The organism is Pseudomonas sp. GW822-FHT05A08, assembly GCF_058800485.1.
This window is the reverse complement of sequence record NZ_CM179511.1, coordinates 5,706,900-5,721,176: the sequence shown is the minus strand read 5'-3', so window position 1 is coordinate 5,721,176 and position 14,277 is coordinate 5,706,900. Positions and strand designations below refer to the sequence as shown.

The window sequence follows — 14,277 nt, the reverse complement described above, 5'->3', positions numbered from 1 at the left end:
TGAACCCTCGGCGATGGGCCGCGGCTTACTGCTTGGTGCACTCTGCGGGGAGCGCCACGACGCCGCCCATGGAGGCGAAGGCGACCATGCCGCCACTGGGCAATACGCAATTGTATTCGCCGTTGCTGGTGCTGGCGGTGAAGTAGGTCTGGGACGCGTCGCTACGCACATTGGAGACCGTGGTCACGGGCTTGCCGAGGGTGGTCTGGGCGCGGTTCTTGAGGTCGTCGTTGCTGGGTTTGGCAATGGCGCAACCGCCCAGGGCGAGCGCCAGGATACTCAGCAGGGCGAGGGGGCGAGCAGTGGGGTGGAGGTTCATGGCGATTCTTCCTTGGCATTGTTGTGTTTTCTACGGCGCAGCCGACCCCGACACCGCAGAGCGGCGGTGTTGAGAAGAGCGAGTGAGTGGTTGGCACTATATCGTCGGGGTGGGGGAGGGTCGATTAGCACAGATGGGCTAATGTCCCTTTGCAATTGCGAGGGGCGGGGTATGGGGTCAGGGCCGGCAGAAGGTCGCCGGCCCCGGATCGAGGTTCAGCTCAGCAGTTGTTCCTGCAGGCGCCGGCCGAGTACGTCCAGCAGGTCGCAACCGTCGCGCAGGGGGATGACGCAGAGCTGGGCGAAATCCTGGAGCAGCGCCGGGTTGCCGTGCAGGTTGGCGTCGCTGGCGAGGTTTTCCAGCAACTGGGCCGCGGCGCGGATGCGGTGGGCGGCGGCTTCGTGCAGCACATCCAATGGCGCCTCGGTGTCGATCAGCAAGGCGGGGATGGTGCAGTCGTTGCTGGTCAGGGCCATGTAGCGGCGGGGTGAGGTGTCGTCGATGAGCGCGGGTGGATCGGGAGTGAGTTTTTTCATTGGTCTGTTCCTAACGTATGAGTCGGAGTCGCCAGAAATCACTTCCACGTAATCAGGTGGCGGCTGTACGCAGGTGTGGAAGACCGGGACGTTAGGCACCCGGCGCACTCAAGAGTGCCCCACGCACAGCCGCCATAAAGTGCAGGCGAAAAAACGCCTGACTCACGTTGCTTTGCGCGCCTAACGATATAAGGGCTTCCACACCCTGTCACTGAGTTTGCAGTGACAGACCAAACCATAGAGTCCGGGGCCCGGCGGGACAAGGTGATGGGAGTCGACGCGTGTTGTAGGAATTTTCGCTATAACCACTGCCACACCGATCTCGGATCAATATTGGCCCTGTAGCCGCTGCCGAGCCCGCGAGGCTGCGATCGGCCGCAAAGCGGACGCCAAACCAGACAACGCGGTGTCTCAGGCCGATGGGGGATACCGCCCTTGCGTCTGCTGCGCAGACGATCGCAGCCTCGCGGGCTCGGCAGCGGCTACATGAATCGTTATCGCCCGGGAGGCTGGTGGTGGTTGGGCGGGCTCTATCGCGAGCAAGCTCGCTCCTACAGGTATTGCACCGTCCTTGTAGGAGCGAGCTTGCTCGCGATGACGTCAGGCCGGGCAATACAAAAATGAAAGGCCGAAGAAACTCCCTCCAAACGCCACCCACAAAAAAGGCGGCTACCCGCAGGTAGCCGCCTTTTCATTCACCGCCGGTAAGGCTTATTCCGACAGTTTGTAGGCGATGATGTAGTCGCCCATCTTGGTGCCCAGCGAGCCGTGGCCACCCACGACCACCAGCACGTACTGCTTGCCATCCTTGCCGGTGTAGCTCATCGGCGTGGCCTGGCCGCCCGCTGGCAGGCGGGATTTCCACAGTTCCTTGCCGTTGTTCACGTCATAACCGCGGATGTACTGGTCCAGGGTGCCGCTGAGGAAGCCCACGCCACCGGCGGTGACCATCGAGCCGCCCATGCTCGGCACGCCGATGGGCAGGCCGATCGGTACCGGCGAGCTGTCGCGGCTGGTGCCGTTCTTGTGCTTCCACACCACTTTGTTGGTGGTCAGGTCGATACCGGCCACGTAGCCCCAGGCCGGGGCCTGGCAAGGTACGCCGAACGGCGACATGAACGGATGCATGATCACCGCGTAAGGCGCGCCGGTGTTGGGTTGCACACCGGAGGTTTCGCTTTCGCGCTTGCTGCCGGCGGCGACTTCGGCGCGTGGCACCAGCTTGGAAACGAAAGCCATGTAGTTCGGGCTGGTGAACAGCAGGTGGCGGACCGGGTCGATCGACACGCTGCCCCAGTTGAACACACCGACGTTACCCGGATAGACCAGGCTGCCCTGGATCGACGGCGGGGTGTACTGGCCTTCGTAGCGCAGTTCCTTGAACTGGATGCGGCACAGCATCTGGTCGAACGGCGTGGCGCCCCACATGCCTTTTTCTTCCAGCGGCGGCGGCAGCAGGTTCAGGTCAGAACGGGCCTGGGTCGGCGCGGTGTGGTCACCTTCGACCGCACCGCCCGGCGCCGGTACTTCCTGGATCGGCACGATCGGGGTGCCGTCGCGACGGTCCAGCACGTACAGGCTGCCTTGCTTGGTCGGCTGGATCAGCGCCGGCTTGATGCCGTCCGCGGTCTTCATGTCCACCAGGGTCGGCTGGCTGCCCACGTCCATGTCCCACAGGTCATGGTGGGTGAACTGGTAGTTCCAGCGCAACTTGCCGGTGTCGATGTCCAGGGCCACGGTGCCGGCGCTGAACTTCTCGGCGCCCGCGGTGCGGTTGCCGCCCCATTGGTCAGGCATCTGGTTGCCCAGCGGCAGGTAGACCAGGCCCAGCTTCTCGTCGACGCTGGCCAGGGACCACATGTTCGGCGAGTTGCGGGTGTAGGTCTGGCCTTCCGGCAGTGGCGTGGTGACGTCGGGGTTGCCGGCGTCCCAGTTCCACACCAGGTGACCGTCGTGCACGTCGAAGGCGCGGATCACGCCGGACGGTTCGTTGGTCGACTCGTTGTCGGTCACGTGGCCGCCGATGATCACCAGGTTACGGGTGATGGCGGCTGGCGACGTCGAGTAGTAGCCGCCCGGGGTGAACGGGCCGATACCGGCCTTCAGGTCCACGGCGCCTTTGTTGCCGAAGTCTTCGCAGACCTTGCCGGTGTCGGCGTTGATCGCGATCAGGCGCGCGTCGGCGGTCGGCAGGAACAGGCGACGCGGGCAGCTGGCGGCGATCGCCTGGCCGGCGGCCGAGAGGCTGGCCGGGGTGCTGATGGCGTCGCTTTTGTTGAAGCTGGCTTCGTCGTAGTACGACACGCCGCGGCAGGTCATGTGTGCCCAGCCACGGAAGTCATCGCCGTTCGGGCCCTGGATTTTTGGGTCGAAACGCCAGATTTCCTTGCCGGTGTCCGGGTCCAGCGCCAGCACCTGGCTGTGGGCGGTGCAGGCATAGAGCATGCCGTTGACCTTCAGCGGGGTGTTCTGGTTGGTGATTTCCACCGGGTCCTTGGCGGTCGGCATGTCGCCGGTGCGGATGCGCCAGGCTTCCTGCAGCTTGCCGATGTTGGCCGGAGTGATCTGGGTCAGCGGCGAGTAGCGGTCGCCGAACTCGGTGCGGCCATACGCCTGCCAGTCGCCTTCGGGCATGGTCGGCGCGGCGCTGGCGGTGTCGGCGCTTGCACGGCCCAGTTCGCCCGAGATCTCGCCCGGATTGGTGAACTGGCTGTTGATCGCGGCACCGCCGGCCAGGACCACAGCCACGCCCAGTACCGCGGTGCTCACAGGCGCCGGGCCGTTGCGCAGCAGCGGACGACGGAACCACGGCAGCAGCAGAACCACACCCAGGGCAAAGAACAGCGACAGGCGTGGCACCAGTTGCCACCAGTCCAGGCCGACTTCCCACAGTGCCCAGACGGAGCTTAAGAACAGCACCACTCCGTAGACGAGCAGCGCGGCACTACGACCGGCCAGCAGCAGCACGCCGCTGACGATCAGGCCGATACCGGCCAGCAGGTAGTACAGCGAGCCGCCGAGCATGCTCAGCTTGATCCCCCCGGCCAGCATGGCCAGGCCCATTAGCAGCAGCAAGATACCGAGCAGGCTCGGCAGCAGGCGGCTCGGACTTGAAGCACCCTCAGTGCTCATAGTGTGGTTCTCCGTGACGTTTAAGGTAGTCCCGCGCTTGTTCACTGTAGATGACGATCAGGCGCGGGCATGGTTCAGCGGTGTTTGGGAAAAACAGTTTTATTCAGATTGGGCGCGTTGCCGGTGCGCCTCAGAACGAGCTCTGGATCTTGATCCCGCCGATCAGCGCGTCGTCGACCTTGTCCACGCCACCCGGGTGGCGGATGTATTGCAGGTTCGGGCGCACGGTCAGCCAATTAGTGACATGCACGCCGTAGTACAGCTCGGCGCTGTATTCGGTGTCCTGGGGCGGCAGGTAGGCCGGGTTGTCGTAGTCCTGGATGAGGTTGGCCTGGTTGCTCGCTTCGGCGTTCTTGCGGTAGGCCGGGTTGACGTGGACCCGGGCCATGGCGAAGCCGATGTCGTCCTTGGCGCGTGCATCGAACAGGCCCTTGTAGACCAGGCCGGCCTGGACGTAGTTGTCGATGGCGTTGGTCTTCTTGTCGTGCATCGTCGCGTTGGCGAACAGGCTCAAGCCGCGCGAGTGGTCGCTGGCCAGGCTGGTGATCTGCTGTTGCGCGCCCAGCCACAGGCCGTGCTTGCTCGAACTGCTGCGATAGGCCTCGCCGCTCAAGGCCGCCGGCTGGCCGTTGCTGTCCTTGTACACGTCGCTGGCCTTGGCGCTGCTGTAGTAGTAGCCGGCGCGGTATTCACCCGGCAGCCCGCCCGGCTTCGGCGTCCACACCAGTTCCACTGGCAGCAGGGTGCCCTGGGTGCCGCTGCCGCTGAGCTTGAAGCCATTGCCGCGCTCGAGGTTGGACGGGTTCTGCTCATAGGCGCCGATCTGCGCGTAGAGCTCAGGGGTCAGGTGATATTTGACCCGCAGCGCCCATTGGCTGACCGGCCAGTTGTACCAGACGCTGCCGGCCCAGTTGCCGACCTGGGAGCCACAGAACGCCAGGTTCTGGAAGTCGCAGGGGAAGCTGTTGAAGTCTTCGCCCTGGCCGAACCGACCGACTTTGATGTCGAGCTTCTGGTCGAAGAATTTCTGCTGGTACCACATCTGCGTCAGGCGCCAGGTCTGGCCGCGGCCCCAGACTTCCTGGGCCGAGGTGAAGCCACCGACCCGCGGGTCGTTGATGCGGTCGTTGCTGATGTTGTCGCCGTCGCGCTTGGTGATGGTCAGTTGGAACTCGGCATCGTTCCAGCCGAGGATCTTGCCCAGGTCCAGGTGGCTGCCGAAGGCGAACTGGTCGCTGAAGCGCGCGGTGCGGTCATGGTCGTAACCGCCATGCAGGTTGGCGCCCATTTCGCCGACGAAGTCGATCTTGAAGTCGTAGCCTTTTTTCGCCAGCTCGGTGCGGTTGCCATTCCAGTCGCCGAGCATCCACGGGGACTCGCTGTCGAAGGCCGGCGCGGCCTGGGCGCAGGTAGCCAGGCCGAGGGCGCTGAGCAGGGCCATGGTTTGGTGCAGGGCGGCAGGGTGAGAGACAGCGCTGTCTTTAAAGGTTTGAACGTCTGGCATAGGTGAAGTCTTGGTCTTATTCAAGGAAATGGGCAGGCAAGCAAAGGCTCGACGTGGCTCGGTTCGCGGCAGTGCGAGCACGTTAATACAGCTGATTCAAAGGGCAGGATTAAAGGTTTCAGCCTGAGCGGCGCGAAGAATAAATCAGGGGCCAGGCGAGAGAAAGGGCTTTTGTTGACATGAATCATTTCGGATTCGGTAACAGTACTGCCTCGCCGCCTGGAGCACAGGGCCTGCTGGCGCGGTGAATGCCAGGAAAGCCGTGGCGCGACGGCCCATTGCAGGCCGTCGCGGGTCAGAGCCTCAGAAGGTGGTGCGCAAGCCGACCTCGATGCTGCGCCCCTGGGCCGGGGCGATGTCGCGCAGGATCGAGCTGGCGTAACGCACGGTCTGGTTGGTCAGGTTCTCGCCCTTGACGAAGGCCAGCCACTGGCTGCTGCCGATGTCGAAGTGGTAACCGGCGCTGGCGCCCAGGGTGGTGTAGCCGTCGGTGCCGCTTTCGTTGTCCGGCACGCGACGCTGGCTGGCGGCGTGTTCGACATCGATGCGCGCCTGCCAGCGATCCAGTTCCCACAACAGGCCGCTGTTCAGGCGCAGCGGCGCGATGCGTGGCAGGGCTTCGCCGTTGTCCAGGTTCTTGGCGCGGGTGTAGTCGCCGGACAGTTCCAGGGCGAACTTGCCGTAGGCGCTTTCGCCGAGCTTCCAGTGGTCCTGGGCCTCGATCCCGGCAAACCGCGCGCGGACCCCGGAGTAGGTGTATTCCGGCATGCCGCCGGCGTCTTCCTCGCCTTCATCGTTGAGGGTACGACCGCTGCCGAGCAGCCCGATGTAGTTGGAGAAGTGGCTGTAGAACACCCCGACGCTGCCTTTGTGGGTGCCGTTGTCGAAACGCAGGGCCAGGTCGCTGGACACGGCTTTTTCTTTCGACAGGTTGGCGTCGCCGACTTCATAGGTGCCGGTGGCCACGTGGGCGCCGTTGGCATACAGCTCGTAGAAGGTCGGCGCGCGTTCGGTGTAGCCCAGGGTGGCGGCCACGGACCAGATCGGCGTCAGGGTGTAGACCGCGCCGGACGACAGGCTGCCGGCGGTGAAACTGTTGGAGCTGTCGGCCTGGCTGAAGCGCTCGTTGCCTTTGCTGTCCGGGTCGACGCGGGTGTGTTCCAGGCGCCCGCCGAGGCTGAGTTTCAGGCGCTCGGAGGCCTGTAGTTCTTCGAGGATGAACAGCGCGGCGCTGTCGGTATCGGTCTGGGGTACGAAGGCTTCCTCGCCGAGCGCGGAAAACTCGCTGCGGCTGACCTGGGTGCCGATCACCCCATTGAGCGGGCCGAGGGGCTGGTGGCGCGCTTCGACCCGGGCTTCGTAACCCTTGTTCTTGAAAATGGTGCCGGTCTCGCCGCCTTCGATTTCGCGGTGCTCGTAATCGGTGTAGCCGGCGTCGAATTTCAGCGAGCTGAAAGGGCCGTCGAGGTTGCGCAGTTCCGAGGCGAAGGCGTAGTGATCCTGCTTCATGCGGATGCGCACGTCGTCTTCGGCGGGCGAGCCGTAGTTGGAGTCGTAGTTGCTGTAGGACAGCCCGGCGTAACCGTCGTCCCAGGTGTAGGAACCGCCGATGGCACCGCCGTCCTGACGGCCGTCGCTGTTGCCCAGGCGGCCCTTTTTGCCATCGCCGTCTTCACTCGCTGGGGCGTGGCGGCTGCGGGCGTAGCCGGGGATTTTCAGGTCGTTGAACTGCCGCGAGTTGGCGTCCAAGTGCAAGGCGAAGGTGCCGTTGCCGGCTTCCAGCTTACCCGCGCTGCTGCGGGTGGTGTCGGCACCGCCATAGCGCAATTCACCGGCACCGTGGATGCCTTCGATGGCGGCGGTGGGGATGCGGTTGTCGAAGGTGTTGACCACGCCGCCGATGGCGCTGCCGCCATACAGCAGGGCGGCCGGGCCACGGACGATCTCGATGCGCTCGACGTTGACCGGGTCCAGTGGCACGGCGTGGTCGTAGGACAGCGACGACGCATCCAGGGCGCCGACACCGTTGCGCAGCAGGCGAATGCGATCGCCGTCCAGGCCGCGAATGATCGGCCGGCTGGCGCCCGGGCCGAAGTAGGACGAAGACACGCCCGGCTGTTTATTCAGGGTTTCGCCGAGGCTGCCTTGTTGTTGCAGGGTCAGCTCGTCGCCTTCCAGTACCGTGCTCGGCGCTGCCGTTTGCTGGCTGCCCAGGGGGTTGGCGGTGATGACCTGCGGTTGCAGCTCCAGGGCGTGGGCCTGGGAGGCGAACAGCAAGGCGGCGGACAGCGGCGTCAGGCGCCAGAGTAAGGAGCGAGAAGGGCGGGGGGCAGAGAGGGACATCGGTCATTCCTTGGCAAGCGCAAGGCTGTGCGCTTTGAGTCAAAAGAGAACAGGCGTGACACGGCGAGGTGTCTGGATCAGGGGTTTGTTTTGTATTGATACAATATAACATCTCTTTCTGCGCAGAAAGAAAGGAACTTTTTCAGGAGAAGGGGGCATTCGTTCCGATGTAGCCGCTGCCGCAGGCTGCGATCGAGCGGAACGCTCGCGGCGATCTCAGGTGCATGAGCGCCTTCGGCGCTATCGCAGCCTGCGGCAGCGGCTACAGTTGATGAGTGTTCGCCCTTCCACGGGCTCGAAGCCTCGGCTAAGGTGCGCGACTTCCTTTTTCTCTTGCTCGAAGGCCCGGCATGACTGCAACGAACAACGACCCGCTGCACGGCGTCACCCTGGAACAGATCCTCAAGGCGCTGGTGGAACACTACGAATGGCAGGGGTTGGCCGAGCGCATCGATATCCGTTGCTTCAAGAGCGACCCGAGCATCAAGTCGAGCCTGACCTTCTTGCGCAAGACGCCCTGGGCGCGGGAGAAAGTCGAGCAGCTGTACGTGAAACTGCAGCGCACCAAACGCCCGCTCTAAGGACCTTCGATGGCTGTCGAGCCGGTTTTTCCTTCAGGCGGCAAACGGCTGTTCACTGCGCTGGCCGCGTTGCTCGGCTGGGCGGGGCTGACGATCCAGCTGTACCTGATCCTCCATCTGCGCTGGACAGTGGACGCCAGCCTGCTGGGCGGGCTGATCAACTTTTTCAGTTTCTTCACCGTGCTCACCAACACCCTGGTGGCGGTGGTGCTGACCTGTGGCTTGAACCTGCGCAGCTCGCGCGGGCAGCGGTTCTTTCTGCAACCCTGGGTCAGCAGCGGCATCGCGGTCAGCATTGTGGTGGTGGGGCTGGCGTACAACCTGTTGCTGCGTCACCTGTGGCATCCCCAGGGCTGGCAGTTGGTGGCGGACGAGTTGCTGCACGACGTGATGCCGCTGCTGTTTCTCGTCTACTGGTGGTGCTGCGTGCCCAAGGGGCGCCTGGGGCTGCGGCATGTCGCCGGGTGGATGCTCTACCCGCTGCTGTACTTCGCTTATGTGCTGCTGCGCGGGCACGTGCTGGGGCTGTATCCCTATCCTTTTGTCGACGTGGGCAAGCTGGGCTATGCGCAGGCGTTCGTGAATGCGCTGGGGATTCTGGCGGGGTTCGTGCTGGTGGCGCTGCTGTTGGTGGGCATTGATCGGTGGCGGGGAGCTGGCTCGGTGTCATCTGGCTGAATGCTTTCGCGGGCAAGCCTCGCTCCTACAGAGGCGGGTCTGTAGGGACGAGGCTTGGCAGTCCGTCACTCTTCTTCGCTACTGTCCAGGCGCCAATAACCGGCGGCCTTGACGAACTCGTCGTCGAGCCGGTGTTCGTCCAGCAGCACCCGGCGAATCTGCCGCGAGACTTTGCTTTCCGTGGCCACCCAGGCGTACAGCTTGCCACTCGGTACCTGCAGCCCGCGCACGGTGCCGATCAGGTCCTGCTGGCCGCCGTCGCGCTCGACCCAGATCACCTCGACCTGCGCCGCGCTCTGCAGCACCTGGCGCTCGGCGGCGTCCTGGATCTCGATCACCGCCAGCACCCGGCGCCCGGCTGGCAATTCTTCCAGGCGCCGGGCAATCGCCGGCAGCGCGGTTTCATCGCCGATCAGCAGGTAGCTGTCGAAGATGTCCGGCACGATCATCGAGCCGCGCGGCCCGCCGATATGCAGGAACTGACCGGGCTTGGCCTGCTCGGCCCAGGTCGAGGCAGGGCCGTCGCCGTGCAGCACGAAATCGATATCCAGTTCACCGATGTCCAGGTCGTAGCGTCGTGGCGTGTAGTCGCGCATGGCCGGCATCGCGCCGTTGTCCTTGCCCGGGCCCAGCACCAGGGTTTCCAGGGCCGCCTGCTGTTCGGCGTTCTGCGGGAACAGCAGCTTTATATGGTCGTCGCTGCCCAGGCTGATGAAACCGGCGAGTTCCGGCCCGCCCAGGGTGATGCGGCGCATGCGCGGGGTCAGGTCGACCACCCGCAGCACTTCCAGGCGGCGGCGTTTGATCTCGTGGCTGACCCGATGAATCGATGGCGAAGTGTCTACGGTCATTCAGCTGACTCCTGAGTGGAAGAGGGGGCCGGGCCGTCGACGATGGCGCGGGCGGTGTTGTTCAGCAGGTCGCGGACGCGCAGGATTTCTTGCGGGTTCCAGCGGCCGTGGTGCATCTGCAGGGCGTGGCGCAGGTTGTGCACCGCCTCGTGGATTTCTGCCGGGCGATCGTGGCCGCGCAGCGAGCGCTTGCTGACGTCGATGCGCATGCGCACGCCATCCAGGGCAATCGCCTGGTCCTGTAAGGACAGACGGCCGGTCTCGGTCACGCTATAGCGTTTTTTCCCGCCTTCGGCGTCGCCGCTGATCAGTTCGCTCTCTTCGAGGAAGGTCAGGGTCGGGTAGATCACGCCAGGGCTGGGGCTGTAGGCGCCATCGAACATGCCTTCGATCTGGCGGATCAGGTCGTAGCCGTGGCACGGCTGCTCGGCGATCAGCGCCAGCAACAGCAACTTCAGGTCGCCGGGGGCGAAGACCCGCGGGCCACGGCCGCCGCGTTCGCGCCCGGGGCGTTTTTCGAAACCGTCGTGGCCGTCGCCGTACTCACGGTGGGGGTGGTGGTGTTCTCTCATTTTCTCTTTCTCCTGTGCGGTTAAGACATAACTTAAGATATATCTTAATGACCGCGCAAGTACTTCCGTGCTGGCCGCACCAGCCGTTTGTCGCAGAGGGGGAGAGTCGAGACAGCCCGTAGCCGCTGCCGAGCCCGCGAGGCTGCGATCGAGGACGCAGTCCTCGCAAAACGGCCTCCGCAGTGATACCTGGAGCAATGGGGTTGCCCGGTTTGCGGCCGCTACGCAGCCGATCGCAGGCTCGGCAGCGGCTACAGGCGGCTACGTTGCGGGGGGAGGTTTCAGCGTTGGGCCAGGCTGCCCAGGCATTGGGTATTGCTGCCCGGTTGCAGGTACGGCGTGAGGATCGGTGCCATGCCCTTGAGCACCTGGACCGGCAAGGCCGAGGTGAACTTGAAGGCTTGCGCCGAGACGCCTGGCACATAGGCGGTCAGGGTGCCGAAGTGGTGTTCGCCGATATAGAACACGAAGGTGGCGGTGCGGTTGATGGATTTCGAGCTGAGGATCCGCCCGCCGGAGCCAATGGCCTCGATACGGTTGTCGCCGGTGCCGGTCTTGCCGCCCATGGCCAGCGGCGTGCCGTCGGCCAGCTTGAAGCTGCCGGAGAGGCGCTTGGCGGTACCGGCATCCACTACTTGCGACAGGGCGCCGCGCAGCGCCGTGGCCACTTCCGAAGGCATCACCCGCTTGCCCTCGGCCGGGTCGTTGACCAGCTTGGTTTCATACGGCGTATCGGCGGCGAAATGCAGGCTGTCGATGCGCAGGGTCGGCATGCGCACACCGTCGTTGAGAATGGTGCCGACCAGTTCGGCCAGCGCCGCAGGGCGATCGCCGGAACTGCCGATGGCGGTCGCCAGTGAGGGCACCAGGTGGTCGAACGGATAACCGACTTTCTGCCAGCGCTGATGAATGTCGAGGAACGCCTCGATCTCCAGCATGGTGCGGATGCGGCTGTCCCGCGCGCTCTTGTGCCGACTCTTGAACAGCCAGCTGTAGACCTCCTGGCGCTCGAATTCGCTGGCTTTGACGATCTCGCTGAACTTGGCGTCGGGGTGGTTCAGCAGGTAGCCGAGCAGCCACAGGTCCAGCGGGTGCACCTTGGCGATGTAGCCCTGGTCGGGCAGGTCGTAGGAACCGGGGCCGTAGCTGTAATAGAGCTTGTCCAGGCGTTCGTCGGTGAGTTTCTCGGTGAGCTTGGCGCCCTTGAGGTGCGAGCGCACGAAACTGTTGAAACTCTCCTGGCTGGCTTCCGGCAGCAGGTAGCGGTGCACGGCCGCCAGGCGGATCGGCGTCGGGTGCATGCTGTCGAGGAAGGTGTCCAGGCGCGCCTGGGTGTCCTTGTTGCGGTATTTCTTCCAGAACCGCAGGAGGAAAGAAGTGCCCTCGCGGTCGGCGAACTTGGCCAGGTATTCCTGGCGCCGCGGGTCGCCGTCGTCCTTGAGCAGGTTGGCGCTGTTGCTCGGGCCGGCGTAGGTGCTGTAGCGCACCAGGTCGCGCATCAGGCGGATGAAGGGCAGGTTGATCGACTCGCGCAGGGCGTCGCGCAGGGTCGGCATGCGGCCGTTGTCTTCCTTGCGGAAGTTATGAAAGGTGTGCAGCCCGCCGCCGGTGAAAAAACTCTCGCCGGGGCTGGCCGAGTATTTGCGATCCAGGGCCGCCTCGAGCATTTTCGGCAGGCTGCGGTCGCTGTTCTGGATCAGGTAGTCCACGGCCCAGCGGCTCAGGCGGTCCTGTTCGGCGATCTCGACTTTCTTCAGCACCGCCGGGGTTTCGGCGCCGTACTGCTCGTACAGTTCGGCAATGATCTGCAGGTAGGTGGTCAGGACCCGCAGCTTGGCGGTGGAGCCCAGCTCCAGCTTGCTGCCTTCGTTGATGTCGAAGGGCTGGTCGGTGCTGTCGGTCTGGACCCGCACCCGCGAACCGTCCGGCGTCAGCTCGAGCAGGGTGAAGCTGTAGCGCACCTGGGTGGTGCTGGTCGGTGTCAGCAGGCGTTCGCCGAGCAGGCCGATCTCGGCGGCGAACACTGGGTCGGCCAGGTGCTTGAGGTACTCGGTGGCCTGGCGTTGCAGGTCGCTTTGCAGGGTGCTGGTGGCGGACAGGTCGAGGCGATCGAGGTCGTACAGCGGCCGGTTGAGCAAGCCGGCCAGGCGACTGCGGGCGACGCTGATGCCCTTGTTGGTTTCGATCGGCTGGATCGTCGGTTGCTGCACCCAGTCGCGGAAGGTGGCCTTGCTGGCCAGGGCGGCGGCCGACAGCGGCGCATCGATCACGCCATTCTGGGTCAGCACGCGGATATGGCTGTCGGTGAGTTCGGCCAGTTCCCGGCGGCCCTTGGACAGGTAATGCGAAGGCCGGCGCTGGGCGATCATCAACGACAGCACCTGGCGCAGGGCCAGGCCGCGTTGCGCCAGGCTCTGCGGATCGCTGGCGGTGCTCGCCAGCTGCTCGTTGACCTGGGCGAAGTCGGCGCCGTACCAGACCCGCAGCCCTTCGGCCATGCCATGCACTTCACCGTGGCCGGGCACGGCCGACAGCGGCACGCTGTTGAGGTAGTCGCGAATGATGCGCCGCCGGGCCTCGAGGGTCTGCTGGCCGCCCTGGTAGGCACGCACGCTGGCGGAAATCATCTGCCGGATCTTTTCCGCGCCGGACACGGTCAGGCCGTCCGGCGAGTGCCGGTACTTTTCCAGCTGGGTCGCCAGGGTACTGCCGCCCGCCGTCTGCCCTGGCAAGTGCAGGAGCTTGGCCACTTGCGACCAGGCGGCCTTGGCGAAGCGCGGCCAGTCCACCGCCGGGTTGGCCAGGGGCTGGTCGGGGTCGAGCAACTCGCGGTTCTCGATGAACAGCAGGCTGCGCACCATCACCGGCGGGATGGCGGCAAAGTTCGAATAGAGCTGTTGCGGGTACTTGAATTGATAGAGCGGCGCCGCGCGGCAATCGGTGATCGACAGCCCGGCCTGAATCTTCTCGGTATAGGGTACGAAGAAGCCGTTTTCGCTGTAGTTCATCAAGGCGGGGGAGAAGCGGGTCTGGGCCTCCACCACGTAACCGCGCTTGAGCAGGCGCGCCAGAAAATCATCGAGGGCGCTGTAGCCCAGGCGCTTGTCGAAGGGCCCGGCGCCGGGGTAGACGATGGCATCGCTGGGGCCGGGCACCATGGAATAGTTCAGGTCCGCGGCGAACTTGCTGAGCTCGCGCGCTTGCAGTTTCGAGGTGCGCATTTCCTTGGACGCGGCAAAGCCCAGTGCGATCAGCGCCATCAGCAGCAATAGCCAGAACAGCCGCCACCAAAGCCGGCTTGAATGGGATTTCTCAGGGATAGGCGCTTCTTCCACGCGATCAGTTGGCACTACTTTTTTACTCGAATCGGTCTGTCGCAAAGCACCCATAGTCGACTGATCCATTCACGCAGATTGATCGGACTTGTCTGAAGCTTAGACGGTGGTAGGCAATGGTGAAAAATTTGTGCGCGACCTGAAAGCATTCATCTCCCCCTGTAGGAGCGAGCTTGCTCGCGATGGTCGTCAACGATGGCTCGGTGTATCCAAAGCATCGCGGCGCCCTCGGGTTTATCGCGAGCAAGCTCGCTCCTACAGGGCATGGGGCGAGGCAAAAGAAGCTTGAGATAGAGCCATCGCGACCAGTAAATAGGTCCTAGGTAGGGGCATGACGCTGCACCATGGCTGTGCAATACTCGGCGCCGTTCAAAAATGACAAACGGCGAAAATTCCAGGTAATGCCACTCGGTAAAACCCGAAAAT

10 protein-coding genes are annotated in these 14,277 nt (G+C 64.2%); 2 read left to right on the top strand and 8 right to left on the bottom strand.

The window, feature by feature from the left end; genetic code table 11:
* Positions 1 to 25: 25 nt before the first annotated feature.
* The 5 genes from AC3RCP_RS25710 to AC3RCP_RS25690 all read right to left on the bottom strand — a co-directional run bounded on the left by AC3RCP_RS25710 (position 26) and on the right by AC3RCP_RS25690 (position 7,834).
* Positions 26 to 319, bottom strand: a complete 294-nt coding sequence (locus AC3RCP_RS25710; RefSeq protein ID WP_038576166.1) for a hypothetical protein — start codon at positions 317 to 319, stop codon at positions 26 to 28.
* A 215-nt stretch (positions 320 to 534) separates the two neighbouring features.
* Entirely contained in the window at positions 535 to 855 is a 321-nt protein-coding gene (locus AC3RCP_RS25705) for a hypothetical protein (RefSeq protein WP_062824756.1), read from the bottom strand.
* 711 nt (positions 856 to 1,566) lie between these two features.
* A complete protein-coding gene (locus AC3RCP_RS25700) occupies positions 1,567 to 3,987 on the bottom strand; it encodes a glucose/quinate/shikimate family membrane-bound PQQ-dependent dehydrogenase (protein ID WP_492570767.1) in 2,421 nt (806 codons plus the stop codon).
* Between the two features lie 130 nt (positions 3,988 to 4,117).
* The gene (locus AC3RCP_RS25695; protein ID WP_492570768.1) at positions 4,118 to 5,491 is read right to left on the bottom strand and encodes a carbohydrate porin; all 1,374 of its coding nucleotides are present in this window, start codon (positions 5,489 to 5,491) and stop codon (positions 4,118 to 4,120) included.
* 303 nt (positions 5,492 to 5,794) lie between these two features.
* Positions 5,795 to 7,834: a TonB-dependent receptor gene (locus AC3RCP_RS25690; protein ID WP_492570769.1), complete on the bottom strand. Its 2,040-nt coding sequence runs from the start codon at positions 7,832 to 7,834 to the stop codon at positions 5,795 to 5,797.
* Positions 7,835 to 8,184: 350 nt separating this feature from the next.
* Between AC3RCP_RS25690 and AC3RCP_RS25685 the strand changes: the two genes are divergently transcribed.
* Both AC3RCP_RS25685 and AC3RCP_RS25680 read left to right on the top strand, forming a co-directional pair.
* Positions 8,185 to 8,415, top strand: coding sequence for a VF530 family protein (locus tag AC3RCP_RS25685; protein ID WP_007923118.1), 231 nt, complete (start codon positions 8,185 to 8,187; stop codon positions 8,413 to 8,415).
* A gap of 9 nt (positions 8,416 to 8,424) precedes the next feature.
* Positions 8,425 to 9,093, top strand: coding sequence for a Pr6Pr family membrane protein (locus AC3RCP_RS25680; RefSeq protein WP_492570770.1), 669 nt, complete (start codon positions 8,425 to 8,427; stop codon positions 9,091 to 9,093).
* A gap of 65 nt (positions 9,094 to 9,158) precedes the next feature.
* Here AC3RCP_RS25680 and AC3RCP_RS25675 read toward each other — a convergent pair whose 3' ends face one another.
* From AC3RCP_RS25675 to AC3RCP_RS25665, 3 genes are all read right to left on the bottom strand, one after another.
* Positions 9,159 to 9,944: a siderophore-interacting protein gene (locus AC3RCP_RS25675; RefSeq protein ID WP_101338969.1), complete on the bottom strand. Its 786-nt coding sequence runs from the start codon at positions 9,942 to 9,944 to the stop codon at positions 9,159 to 9,161.
* A complete protein-coding gene (locus AC3RCP_RS25670) occupies positions 9,941 to 10,516 on the bottom strand; it encodes a PadR family transcriptional regulator (RefSeq protein WP_101338968.1) in 576 nt (191 codons plus the stop codon). The genes AC3RCP_RS25675 and AC3RCP_RS25670 overlap by 4 nt, the downstream gene beginning before the upstream one ends.
* Before the next feature lie 281 nt (positions 10,517 to 10,797).
* The gene (locus AC3RCP_RS25665) at positions 10,798 to 13,905 is read right to left on the bottom strand and encodes a transglycosylase domain-containing protein (RefSeq protein WP_007923134.1); all 3,108 of its coding nucleotides are present in this window, start codon (positions 13,903 to 13,905) and stop codon (positions 10,798 to 10,800) included.
* Positions 13,906 to 14,277 lie beyond the last annotated feature (372 nt).

Coding starts and splice junctions, on each gene's coding strand:
- AC3RCP_RS25710 (WP_038576166.1), bottom strand. CDS start 319: ATGAACCTCCACCCCACTGCTCGCCCCCTCGCCCTGCTGAGTATCCTG.
- AC3RCP_RS25705 (WP_062824756.1), bottom strand. CDS start 855: ATGAAAAAACTCACTCCCGATCCACCCGCGCTCATCGACGACACCTCA.
- AC3RCP_RS25700 (WP_492570767.1), bottom strand. CDS start 3,987: ATGAGCACTGAGGGTGCTTCAAGTCCGAGCCGCCTGCTGCCGAGCCTG.
- AC3RCP_RS25695 (WP_492570768.1), bottom strand. CDS start 5,491: ATGCCAGACGTTCAAACCTTTAAAGACAGCGCTGTCTCTCACCCTGCC.
- AC3RCP_RS25690 (WP_492570769.1), bottom strand. CDS start 7,834: ATGTCCCTCTCTGCCCCCCGCCCTTCTCGCTCCTTACTCTGGCGCCTG.
- AC3RCP_RS25685 (WP_007923118.1), top strand. CDS start 8,185: ATGACTGCAACGAACAACGACCCGCTGCACGGCGTCACCCTGGAACAG.
- AC3RCP_RS25680 (WP_492570770.1), top strand. CDS start 8,425: ATGGCTGTCGAGCCGGTTTTTCCTTCAGGCGGCAAACGGCTGTTCACT.
- AC3RCP_RS25675 (WP_101338969.1), bottom strand. CDS start 9,944: ATGACCGTAGACACTTCGCCATCGATTCATCGGGTCAGCCACGAGATC.
- AC3RCP_RS25670 (WP_101338968.1), bottom strand. CDS start 10,516: ATGAGAGAACACCACCACCCCCACCGTGAGTACGGCGACGGCCACGAC.
- AC3RCP_RS25665 (WP_007923134.1), bottom strand. CDS start 13,905: ATGGGTGCTTTGCGACAGACCGATTCGAGTAAAAAAGTAGTGCCAACT.